Genomic DNA, 11,711 nt, shown 5'->3' with positions numbered 1-11,711 from the left:
AGGCAGCCGGGGCAGCAACAGGATCGGTACTTCGCTTCAATACAAGGTAGTGAAGCAAAGTACCAGGAGCAGGTGGAAACTGGAATCGAAACGCGAAACGCGAAACGCGAAACGCAAAGCCGAAAAATGCGTGAGTCGATGAGACTCTGCAGCTTACTTAATGGTTCCCTTGGGCAGCACCTGTACCACGGCACTGCGCTGCATCTGCACTTCGACGCCATTGGCGATCTGCAGCGTCAGGCTGCCTTCGGAGATGCCTGTGACGCGGCCCATCAGGCCGCCAGCGGTGGCCACCTCGTCGCCCTTGGCCAAAGCGTCGATCATGGCGCGATGCTCCTTTTGCTTGCGCATTTGCGGACGGATCATAATGAAATAAAGCACCGCGAACATCAAGAGCAGCGGCAGCATGCTCATCAACGAGGAAGTCATGCCACCTTCCGCTGCAGCGGCTGGGGCGGTCTGGGCAAAAGCATTGGAAATAAACACCAGCGAACTCCTGGGAAAAGGGGGTGAAATGGACGCACGAGGTTAAGACGCTCGCGCGAAAGCACCCTTCGCGGGCACTCCAAGGGAACTTGCTATTCTATGCTGGCCTGTGGCGGTTGGGAGCCGGCAATCTGCCGGCTCCACTAATCAGGCCGCCTACCGCCCCTTAATCACGCCGCCTGCTGGCGCCCCGAACCCGGCTCCACAGGGTTACGGTAGGCGGTCAGCAACTCATCCCACCGAATGCGCGCAGCCTTCAGGTTGCGCTCCTTGACGTGGCCGTATCCCTTGATCTGCTCGGGGATACGGGCAATTTCCACACCCACAGCGTGGTTTTGAGCGTTCAGCGTCTTCAGCACCTCCTCCATGCTGGCGCGATACTGCTGGATCAGCGCGCGCTCAGTCTGGCGCTCTTCGGTCTTGCCAAAAATGTCGAAGGCCGTGCCTCGCAAGCCCCGCAGCCGAGCCAGCCAACGGAAATTACGCAGCATGCTGGGTCCGTATTTTTTCTTGACCAGTTCGCCTTTGTCATTGCGGCTGGCTGTCATGGGCGGCGCCAAATGGTAGTTGAGCGTGAAATCTCCCTCAAACATGCCGTTGATCCGCTCCAGAAAGGCCGGATCGGTATGCAGGCGGGCAACCTCGTACTCATCTTTGTAAGCCATGAGCTTGAACAGGTAGCGGGCCACGGCCTCGCTCAGAGTCGTTTTGCCCAACGGAGCTTCCTGCTGCTGTACCCGTGCCACGAAGGCACGGTACTGCTCGGCATAAGCCGCGTTCTGGTAGCCGGTGAGAAACTCCACACGGCGCTTCACGATGGACTCCAGGGTTTCGCGCTTCTTGAATTCGATCACCTGCGCGCCACCAGATTGACCCAGAAGCTTTTCGACGCGCCCCCAATCATGCGCAGCCTGGCGCCCCCATTCAAAGGCGGTCTTGTTGTTTTCCACCTGAACCGCATTGAGCTCCATGGCGCGCATCAACGCCTCGCGGCCAAGCGGCACCCAACCCTTTTGCCAAGCGTAGCCCAGGATCATGGGGTTGATATAGATCGTGTCTCCCATCAGGCGACTGGCCACGGCGTCGGCATCGAAGCCGCTGAAGCCGCCGGGACCCACAGCGCGGACGATATCGGCAGCGCACTGCTCGGCCGGGTTACTCCATGCCCCGTCTCGCACGAAGGCGGCCGTGGGGGTGCCGTGCACGTTCAGCGCCACATGCGTGCGACCTTCGCGCATGCGCAGCACGGTTTCCTTGCTTGCCGAAACAATCGGGTCGCAGCCGATCACCAGGTCGGCGGCGGCCATACCCACGCGGGTGGTGCGAATGTCGTCCTGCGCGTTGCCGATCAGCACATGACTCCAGGTGGCACCTCCTTTTTGCGCCAAGCCTGCCGCATCTTGCGTGACGATGCCCTTGCCTTCTATATGCGCGGCCATGCCGAGCAACTGCCCAATGGTGATGACACCTGTGCCTCCCACCCCCGCCACCACAATGCCATAGGCGGTGGGCATGGATGGAAGTTCGGGCTCCGGCAGCGCGCCCAGTTCATAAGGTGAAGCGCTGAATTTTTCCTTGGCTTTTTTCTTGAGATTTCCACCCTCCACGGTAATGAAGCTCGGGCAGAAGCCTTTCAGACAGGAATAATCTTTGTTGCAGGTGCTCTGATTAATGGTGCGTTTGCGACCAAATTCAGTCTCAAGCGGCTCCACGCTGAGGCAGTTGCTCTGCACGCTGCAATCGCCACAGCCCTCGCAGACCAGTTCATTGATAATCACGCGCCGAGCGGGGTCTTCCAGGGTGCCGCGCTTGCGGCGGCGGCGCTTTTCGGTGGCGCAGGTCTGGTCGTAGATGATGACGGTGGTGCCCGCAATTTCCCGGAACTCTCGCTGCACGGCGTCAAGCCTGTCGCGGTGCTGGATCTCGATGCCATCGGGCAGGCCATGCTCGCGCGCATGCTGGTACTTCTCAGGCTCGTCCGTCACAATTGTGATCTTGGCTGCGCCCTCTGCGCGCATGCTCTGCGCGATCTGGATCACCGACAGCCCCTCCGGCCGCTCGCCAATTTGCTGGCCCCCTGTCATGGCCACCGCGTCGTTGTAGAGGATCTTGTAGGTGATGTTCACCCCCGAGGCGATCGACTGTCGGATGGCGAGCGAACCACTGTGAAAATAGGTACCGTCGCCCAGGTTGGCAAAAACGTGCTGCTCCTTGCTGAACGGCTGCTGCCCCACCCAAGGGACGCCTTCTCCACCCATTTGCGTGAAGCCCACGGTGGCCCGATCCATCCAGATGGTCATGAAGTGGCAGCCTATACCCGCCATGGCCCGCGAACCCTCTGGCACGCGGGTGCTGGTGTTGTGCGGACACCCGGAGCAGAACCAGGGCTGGCGATCAGCCCCCGCACCCGACACTTCCAGGGCCTTCAGGTTTCGCTCAGACGCGTCGAGGATGGCAAGCTGGCGATCAATGCGTGCGGCCATGTCGGCATCAAGGCCCAGCTTTTTCAGCCGCTGCGCGATCGCGCGTGCAATCAGCGCGGGCGAAAGATCGGCGTTGGCACGCAAGAGCTCGTTGGCCGTGGGATTTGCCTGCGACCATTCGCCCCCGCTGAAATCACCCTCACCCCCTTCGTGGTATTTGCCCACCACCGTGGGGCGCACGTCGGCCCGCCAGTTATAGAGCTCTTCCTTGATCTGGTATTCGATCACCTGGCGCTTTTCCTCGACCACCAGTATCTCGCGCAGGCCGGTGGCGAACTCGCGTGTGGTCGCCGCTTCCAGGGGCCACACGACGTTGACCTTGTGCAGGCGGATGCCGAGCTGGCGGCAGGTGGCATCATCGAGGCCGAGGTCCATCAGCGCCTGGCGGGTGTCGTTATAGGCCTTGCCGCTGGCAATGATCCCGAAGCGATCATGCGGCCCCTCGATGACGTTGTGGTTGAGCCGGTTGGCACGTATGTATGCAAGAGCGGCGTACCACTTGTAGTGGAACAGGCGCGCCTCCTGTTCCAGGGCCGCATCGGGCCAACGGATGTGCACCCCACCCGGGGGCATTTCGAAATCTTCTGGCAGCCGAATCTGCACCCGCTCGGGATCGATCATGGCGGTGGCACTGGATTCGACGATCTCCTGGATGGTCTTCATGCCAGCCCAGACACCCGCATACCGGCTCATGGCAAAGGCATGTATCCCCTGATCCAGAATGTCCTGCACCGATGCCGGGAAGAATACCGGCAGTCCACAGGCCTTGAAGATGTGATCGCTCTGATGTGCGGCGGTGCTGCTCTTGGCCACATGGTCGTCGCCCGCCACTGCAATGACGCCGCCCCAAGGCGTGGTGCCCGCCATGTTGGCATGCTTGAACACGTCGGAGCAACGATCCACGCCCGGACCCTTGCCATACCAGATGCCAAACACGCCGTCGAATTTGTTGGTGCCGGGGGGCGCGAAACCCATCTGCTGCGTGCCCCACAAAGCAGTGGCCGCGAGCTCTTCATTGACACCAGGCTGGAAGACGATGTTCTGGGCCTGCAGGTATTGCCTGGCTTTCCAGAGGGCCTGATCGTAGCCACCCAGTGGCGAGCCCCGGTAGCCACTGATGAAGCCGGCTGTATTCTTGCCCGCGAGCGCGTCGCGCTGGCGCTGCAGCATGGGCAGCTTGACCAGCGCCTGCACGCCGCTCATGAACGCACGACCATAGTCCAGACTGTACTTGTCATCAAGCGTGACGGTTTCCAGCGCCTTGCGAATGTGCTCGGGTAGTGGGGCATTCATTGTGGTGTCTCCTTCGTGCGGGCGCGGCCTCGACTGGTGTGCTACACCCGCCAGCCTGGAGGCAATGCAGCCAGAAAGCGCTGTTGTTGCGTCTGATTCCATGCCTGCAGAACACCGGGCGAGAGCTGCGCCGTGTAAAAGCAAAGTGTATGCCGCCTGCAGCGATAAGTGTTTTCTTTGCAACCCGTTATCAAGGCCCTAAAGGAAATATTCTTTCTAAAATCAGGCATAAATGGAAACACTTGATTCTTATGACTTGGCCATCTTGCAGCACCTGCAAGCTGATGGGCGGCTCACGAACACCGAACTTGCTCAGCGCGTGGGGCTTTCTGCCGCGCCATGCTGGAGGCGGGTCAGGGCGCTTGAGGAGGCCGGCATCATCCGCGGCTACCGAGCTGAAATTGACCGCCACAAGATCGGCCTGGGTGTGCTGGCCTTCGTGCGACTGGACGCGGAGCGCAATGCGGGCAGCGTGACGCGCGAACTGGAAGTGCACATCCGCCACCTGCCCGAAGTCATCTCGTGTCATTACATTAGCGGCTCCGGCACGTTCGAGCTACAAGTGGTGAGCCGCGACCTGGACGCTTTCAGCCAATTTGCGCGCGATGTGCTGCTCAACCTACCCGGCGTAAAAGACTTGCACACGAGCTTCTCTCTCGGCGAGGTAAAAGCAGTCGGCACCTTGCCGCTGGCACATCTGAAGAGAAACTAAACCTTGAACCCAGATTTTCCATTAGGCGCACCTTCGGTGCTGCCTGGGCGTCAGCGGTGCATTTGCGGTCATTTCGGCCCCTCCTCGTCGCCCATAGCTACGGCTATGGGCTCCTCAGTCGGGACCAAACTGCCTCGCAACTGCCCTCGCTGCCATCCCAGGCCCTAATGGGAAATCTGGGTTGAACGTCGGCTGAAGAGCATCCAGGCTGACTTCGGATTGAACTACCAGGCCAGGCCTCCGCTCACTGCAGCATCTGGCCTTGTATAAAGGTTTCGAGATCATTGGCCGGCATCGGGCTGGCCAGCAGGAACCCCTGAAACCGGTCGCATCCGCACTCCACCAGGAACTCGTACTGCGCTTCGGTTTCCACCCCTTCGGCCACCACCGGCAAGCGCAAACTGTGTGCAAGTTCTATGACTGTCCGGGCAATGGCGACATCGCTCGGGTCGGTCAGCAAGTCGGCCACAAAGCTCTTGTCGATTTTCAACTGATCCAAAGGCAGTCGCTTGAGATAGGAGAGCGACGAATAGCCGGTACCAAAATCGTCCAGCGAGAAGCTCACGCCCAGTTGCTTGAGCGCATGCATACGGGCCAAAGTAATGTCCAGCCGGTCAATCAACAGGCTCTCCGTCAACTCCAGACGCAGCAGACGAGGCTGCACGCGGTAGTGAGAAATAGTGGACATCACCTGGTTGACGAACTCGGGGTGGCGGAACTGACGTACGCTGACGTTGACCGAGATGCCTAGTTGCGCCGTATGCGAGTTGCGCGCCCAAGCCGCCAGGCGGGCGCAGGCTTGCTCTAGCACCCACAGGCCCAAGGAGTGGATTAGGCCCGTGTTTTCTGCGACCGGGATGAACTCCGTCGGGCTGATCATGCCTCGCACCGGATGTCGCCAGCGCAGCAATGCCTCCACGCCAACAACTCGGCGCACACGGTCGAACAGCGGTTGGTAATTGACGCTGAACTGATCGCCTGCCTGCATAGCCGCCCGCAGATCGGCGCTGAGTGCCGCGCTGGCATGAATGGAGTCCTGCATCGCCGGATTGAAGAAGGCAATCGTGTTGCCATTCATGTCCTTGGACTGATACATGGCCAGATCGGCCTGCATGAGCAGTTCGCTGACCTCTCCGCGCCCAGCGCCAAACCGCGTTACTCCGATGCTGGTAGTGCTGTAGTGCACGTAGTCGTCGCCCAACTCGAAGGGTTCGCTCATCTTGGCCAGGATCTTGGCGGCCACGGCATTCGTCTTGGCTTCGGCCACGTCAGGATCAACGCCCAAGTCTTGCAGCAGGATCACGAACTCGTCGCCCCCAATGCGCGCCACGGTGTCCGATTTGCGAAGGCATTGCGCCAAACGTTCGGCCACACGTTGCAGCAATAGATCGCCGTGTGAGTGGCCCATGGTGTCGTTAAGCACCTTGAAGTTATCAAGGTCGATGAACATCAAGGCCCCTTCCTGGCCAGTGAACGCGCAATCATTGAGGGTTGTTTCCAGGCGCTCCATCAACAACTGGCGGTTGGGGAGGCCGGTGAGCGAGTCGAAAAAAGCAAGGTGGTGGATTTTTCTTCAGCCAGCCTGCGCTCGGTCACGTCGCGCCCCACCGCCATCCAGTGGGTGAGCTGACCCTGGTCATCGTGCACAGGCACGACGTCCAGATCCATCCAGAACGTGGTGCCGTCGCGGCGTCGCAGCAGCACCTCCCGGCGCAACAGGGTATGTGCATTCGGCTCAATGGCTTCCTGGGCAAGGCTTTTCACCAAGTCTTCGCCCATCACGTGGCGCAGAATATCTGGCGGATGCCCGATGACTTCCTCGCGGGAAAATCCGGTCTGGCGCTCGAAGGCATCGTTAACGAACGAGATGCTTGCGTCGCTGACCCCCACCCCGCCCACCCTGGCAACCGCGACAATGTCGTTGATCCGCTCGATACCCATTCGCAGCAGCGTCAACTGGTTCTGCGACTGCCGGCGCTCGGACACGTCGCGCAGGTACATCGCCAAGCCCTCCGCATAGGGGTGGATGCGGATTTCGAGCCACTTGTCGAGCTCGGGGTAGAAATCTTCAAACTCCGTGCGCTGGTTGCCTGCCAACGCATTCTCGATCTGCGTGCGCAACAGCCCCTGAACCTCGCCATCGAGCAACTCGAAAATAGGCCTGCCCAACAACTGGCCGGCCGTTCGCACCAGCAACCTTTCGCTCTCCCGGTTGACGTGCGTGAGTCGTCCCTGGCGGTCCACGGTCACGAAGGCCTCGGTAATACTGGCCAGCGTGGTCGTCAGCCGCATGGTCAGCCGCAGAGTTTCTTCCCGAACCCTCTTGTAGGTCGTGATGTCTTGTACGGCACCGTGGATCTCGCCGGTTTCATTCTCGGTGTCTGGGACGGATTCGCCGACGAAACGCACCCAGCGCGATCTGTCAGGCGGTGATGCAAGCAGCACCTCTGCATCAATTGGTGTGCCGCTACCCAGGCACGCGAGGAATGCATTCTTCAAGCGCTCTGCCGATTCCGCGACGAAATGAGAAAAAAGATCGTCCAGGCAAGATGGAATGGCGCAATCCATGCCCATGATCGCGGCGGCGTCGGCGCTCAATACCAGCCGACGCTCAGCTGCCTGGCAACTCCAATGCCCCATCCCAAGTGAGCGCATCGCACTGAGTAGCGGCGAGCGGCGAGAAGCTGGAACAGATAGCATGGTCTCCTCAGTTTTATATGAAATTTAAATCGATTTCATTTATGCCATGCAATCATTCAATGCTCAAGTTCTTTCATTCAGTGACGAAATAAATTTCTTTATTCAACAACAGTGCCAGCTGAACCCATTTAATACAAAGAAATTATTCTTGAAGCGACTACAGTTACTGCATGAACATTGGCACGGAACTTCCCATCATCTTCAACGAGGGCGATGACCGGATTCGTTGAAGCAAAGACCGCACGTCGAGACAAGACAAAAAAATCCCTCTATGATGAATACTTTTGATTTATTATTAATAGGGTTTTCAGAGGTCACCTGGCGTCCCTCAACGCGATAGCGGAACTTCTTCACGGCCAGCGAAGCAGATTCGCACAAGGATCTTCGCCAGCTCGAGAACACACACCTATTTTTCGGACACCCCCCCACAACAAGCATCGAAATTGATATGCCCCATGCCCAGAAGCTGTCCCTTTGCACAGACCATCGGCAAGTGCCTCTGTATGGATCCGAGCTGAACAGCATCAGCTTGGTGCCACGCCATCCTGAGCACCCCATGCCGGCCAACGCCACCGGAGAAGCCCCTCGGCACCGGCAGGATGAGGCGAAGCGAGATGTCTGCTTTGCCGGCGCATTCCAATCCGCTACCCAATCAATCGCCGTGACCGATGCCATCCAGCGCTGGGATCTGGACGGGCTGCTTGAGTTGCTGAGAGGAGGCGCCCCTGACCATCGTGCCGGTTTGGCCGCCCTGAAGATGGCCGCCGGCGAGAACGATCGCGAGAAAGTGATCGAACTGCTGGAAATGCTTGATCGGGCGGGGGTGGACATGAATGCGCAGGACACGCATGGCGACACCGCGCTCACGGTCGCTGCGCGAGAGGGTCATCATGAAGTCGTGGCGCTGCTGGTCGAGGCCGTTCTGCACTCTGGAGGCGATCTCAATGCCCCCAACAAGTACGGATTCACGCCACTTCTGGAAGCCGCTTACAAAGGACACCAGAAGGCAGCAGAAGTGCTGATCGAGGGGCTGCTGCAATCGGGCGGCGACCTGAATGCTGCCAACGAGTATGGTTTCACGCCGCTGACCAGGGCGGCTTACATGGCAAGGTGGGATGTAGTCGCGCTTCTGGCGAACGCGCTGCACCAATCCGGGGGTGATGTGAATGTATCCACGCCCGGATACGGAACCGCGCTGACACTGGCAGGCGAGCACCACGCTCTGAAGGCCATGGACCAATTGCTGGACGCTGGTGCGCTAGCTACGGATGACGACCTCGAGATGATCGCGCGACTATTAGGATTTGACGATGCCGAGATCAGCTACGCAGACGTACTCACCCGCGCAACCGAGTTGGATCTCGAGGGGGTGGCCAAGGCTTTGCATGCTGCGGAGTTACCGATTGATTGAGGCCGCGCCAGAAACCGAAAAAGAATCCTAACCGCCGTCGACCGGTCCCTGCCCCGATCGGATATTGGTTTGAATGGGTGCGTTGGGATCAGGCGGCGGAGGAGGGGGCGCGGGCCTTCACGCGCAGCGGCCTCGACCGACGCATCCTCTCCCGGCGCCAGGATGCGCTCGCAGTACACGGGTTCGGGAATGCTGGTGTAGTCCAGTCGCGCCAGTCGACCGTCGACGCCAAGACCGAACCGCGCGTGCACTGTCTCATCGGTGTAGCTGGGGCCAGCTTCGGCCTCACCGGTCTTGCGCGCCAAAACCGCATGCCCACGCAAGCCTTCGAGAATGGCCATATCCTGGTAAAGGCGGGCTTCAAAGCGCAGGTCGTTGGCGCAGAGAAAAGTAAGCCGGGGTGCATCACGCATCGCGGCGCAGCCTGCCATGGCTCCCATGAGGAGCGCCGCCAAGAGCGTGCGGGATTGCGTCGACACCGGTATAAAAATCATCTGGGCCAAAGGGCCCACAAGCGCAGTGTCTGCTTCATGCGACCGGCGAACTCCCCCGCTTCCGGCCCCCAGCCGGCAAAATAGTCGGCACGCACTGCACCCACAATGGCACTGCCCGTGTCCTGAGCAAGCACCAAACGCTGAAGATTGGCCACTGGGCCTTGCGAGGCCAGCCAGACCGGCGTGCCATAGGGAATGCTTTGGGGGTCGACAGCTATCGAGCGCCCTGGAGTCAAGGGAACGCCCTGGGCACCTCGAGGGCCGAACTGCGCATCAAGAGGCGACAACGCTTCTTCACGGAAGAAGACCATGCGCGGGTTGCTCCACAAGAAATCCTGCTGCAAATGCGGGTTGGCCAACAGTGCGTTGCGTATGCCGGGCCAAGTCACATCGCCACGCAGCATCCCCTGGTCGATCAGCCACTTGCCCGGGCTGCGGTACGGGTGATCGTTGGTGGCTGCAAAAGCCAGACGGACCATGCGCCGGCTGCCGTCAGGCTCCAACACATTCACCCGGCCGGAGCCCTGGATCTGAAGGATCAGCGCGTCTAGCGGGTCTGCCAGCCAGACCAGTTCCTGGCCAGCCAGTTGAGCGCGAGCCTCGGGGAGCACATCCATCTCCTGCCGTGTGAACCAGGGCTTGCGCTGCCCCAGTGTGGGAGGTGCGCGGTAAATCGGCGCCCCAAAGCCCGGGCGTGGAACGCGCGATGCTTCGTAGACAGGCTCGAAGTAGCTGGTCAAAAGCCCCTCGGAGCCCGGCGCGCTGGGGCCAGCCAAGGGCTCCACGCGGTAGGGTTGTAGCCGCGCGCGCAGCCGCTGCTGACGCTCAGCATCCGTACCCAGAGAAAGGCGCCGCACTTCGCTGCACAGGCGCGCAAAGGTGGCTCCGGGGCGCTCACAGCTTTTGATGAACGCGTTCCAGGCTTCGCTCGTGGCATCTTGCTCGAAGCCCGGCAACTCAGCCCAGCGCACGGGCACCCAGCGGCTGCGCGCGGTCTGGCGCGGAGGCGGCAGCGGCGCCGCGTCTCCCGGATCAACCACCGGCGGAACCTGCGCATCAGGCAAGGTGGGCGCTGGAGGCTTGGCGGGCTCGGGAGGTGGCTTGGTGGCACAACTGGCGAGCATTCCTACAATGCAGGCTGCACAAAGAAACCGGAGTAATCGATTCATGGGCGTAATTCTGCTGGAAGCACTCGGCGCGGGTCTGCTGTTTGTGCTCATCGTGTGGTGGACCATGTTCTCCGGCCGCAAAAAAGGTGAACTGCCAGGCCACCACGACCAAGCCGAGGCTGCACGGGAGGTGTCACATGCCTCGGAAAGTCAATCCGACCCGGAGGATTCCGCCTCAAAAAAGTAAGCACGAATTCAACCGCACGCAAACGGTGAGCCAATGCGACGCGAAACACAGTGATACCAAGTCGCATCGCGAGGTTCCACAACACCGCACGGGGTCGATTCTCGTCGGATTTGTTCAACGAACTTCCAACTCAGGACACTAAACTCTCTGCAGCAAATTGGCCAGTTCCACGGCCGATTTGACGTCCATTTTCTCGAACACGCGGGCTCGGTGGACTTCCACGGTGCGTACGCTGATGCCGAGTTCATCGGCGATGAGTTTGTTCGGGCGTCCGGCGGCGACGAGCTGCATCACGCCCTGTTCGCGCTCGGTCAACTCTGCCACGCGTGTCTGCACAGCCTGCCGCTCGACCAGCTGAGCTACCCGCTCAGTGGACTGCGTGAGCGCGTGCTCAACTCGATCGACGAGCGCGTTGTCTGAAAACGGTTTCTCGCAAAAATCAAAGGCACCGCGCTTCACGGTGTCGACTGCGGTGGGCACATCGGCATGCCCCGTGAGAAAGATCACCGGCCAGGCCTTCGTGATGCCACGCTCGACCAAGCGGTCAAACAAGGCCAAGCCGCTCATGCCCGGCATGCGCACATCGAGCAAAATGCAGCCTGGTCGCGTGGGGGCACAGCCCCGGCGGGCAGCCCGTCCAGCATGCGCTCAAACGCTTCGGCACTATCGAATGACTCCGAAAGCAGCCGACGCGAGCGCAACAACCACGCCATGGCCTCGCGGACAATGGCGTCGTCGTCGATGATGTAAACAGTGGCGTCACATAGGCGCGTCAT

9 protein-coding genes and 1 pseudogene are annotated in these 11,711 nt (G+C 60.3%); 3 read left to right on the top strand and 7 right to left on the bottom strand.

The window, feature by feature from the left end:
- Positions 1 to 153: 153 nt before the first annotated feature.
- Together yajC and AAAK34_RS02555 are read right to left on the bottom strand one after the other, a co-directional pair.
- Positions 154 to 486 carry a preprotein translocase subunit YajC gene (gene yajC, locus AAAK34_RS02560; RefSeq protein ID WP_231696609.1) on the bottom strand — a complete coding sequence of 111 codons (333 nt, stop codon included), beginning with the start codon at positions 484 to 486 and terminating at the stop codon, positions 154 to 156.
- Between the two features lie 170 nt (positions 487 to 656).
- Positions 657 to 4,262, bottom strand: a complete 3,606-nt coding sequence (locus tag AAAK34_RS02555; RefSeq protein ID WP_231696608.1) for an indolepyruvate ferredoxin oxidoreductase family protein — start codon at positions 4,260 to 4,262, stop codon at positions 657 to 659.
- Between the two features lie 232 nt (positions 4,263 to 4,494).
- On the opposite strand from AAAK34_RS02555, the gene AAAK34_RS02550 reads away from it, so the two are divergent.
- Positions 4,495 to 4,974: an Lrp/AsnC family transcriptional regulator gene (locus AAAK34_RS02550; RefSeq protein ID WP_231696607.1), complete on the top strand. Its 480-nt coding sequence runs from the start codon at positions 4,495 to 4,497 to the stop codon at positions 4,972 to 4,974.
- Positions 4,975 to 5,218: 244 nt separating this feature from the next.
- On the opposite strand, the gene AAAK34_RS02545 is transcribed toward AAAK34_RS02550, so the two are convergent.
- Positions 5,219 to 6,484 carry a putative bifunctional diguanylate cyclase/phosphodiesterase gene (locus AAAK34_RS02545; protein WP_431777709.1) on the bottom strand — a complete coding sequence of 422 codons (1,266 nt, stop codon included), beginning with the start codon at positions 6,482 to 6,484 and terminating at the stop codon, positions 5,219 to 5,221.
- Positions 6,484 to 7,674: a PAS domain-containing protein gene (locus AAAK34_RS02540; protein WP_431777708.1), complete on the bottom strand. Its 1,191-nt coding sequence runs from the start codon at positions 7,672 to 7,674 to the stop codon at positions 6,484 to 6,486. Before AAAK34_RS02540 ends, AAAK34_RS02545 begins: the two co-directional genes overlap by 1 nt.
- Before the next feature lie 448 nt (positions 7,675 to 8,122).
- On the opposite strand from AAAK34_RS02540, the gene AAAK34_RS02535 reads away from it, so the two are divergent.
- Positions 8,123 to 9,085, top strand: a complete 963-nt coding sequence (locus AAAK34_RS02535; RefSeq protein WP_431777707.1) for an ankyrin repeat domain-containing protein — start codon at positions 8,123 to 8,125, stop codon at positions 9,083 to 9,085.
- Here the strand turns inward: AAAK34_RS02535 and AAAK34_RS02530 are convergent.
- Positions 8,998 to 9,564 (bottom strand): hypothetical protein, encoded by a 567-nt coding sequence (locus AAAK34_RS02530; RefSeq protein ID WP_431777706.1) that lies wholly within the window; start codon positions 9,562 to 9,564, stop codon positions 8,998 to 9,000. The genes AAAK34_RS02535 and AAAK34_RS02530 overlap by 88 nt on opposite strands.
- 11 nt (positions 9,565 to 9,575) lie before the next feature.
- Entirely contained in the window at positions 9,576 to 10,814 is a 1,239-nt protein-coding gene (gene mltA / locus AAAK34_RS02525) for a murein transglycosylase A (protein WP_431777705.1), read from the bottom strand.
- Here mltA and AAAK34_RS02520 point away from each other — a divergent pair.
- Complete coding sequence (locus AAAK34_RS02520) at positions 10,747 to 10,935, top strand: hypothetical protein (RefSeq protein ID WP_231696602.1); 189 nt, start codon at positions 10,747 to 10,749, stop codon at positions 10,933 to 10,935. The genes mltA and AAAK34_RS02520 overlap by 68 nt on opposite strands.
- Before the next feature lie 138 nt (positions 10,936 to 11,073).
- On the opposite strand, the pseudogene AAAK34_RS02515 reads toward AAAK34_RS02520, so the two are convergent.
- Positions 11,074 to 11,711 (bottom strand): annotated as a pseudogene (locus AAAK34_RS02515) (response regulator transcription factor).

This window comes from Ottowia caeni, from assembly GCF_050821495.1.
Lineage (GTDB): Bacteria > Pseudomonadota > Gammaproteobacteria > Burkholderiales > Burkholderiaceae_C > Ottowia > Ottowia caeni.
The sequence above is the reverse complement of the archived record's forward strand: the minus strand, read 5'-3'. Positions and strand labels throughout refer to the sequence as shown.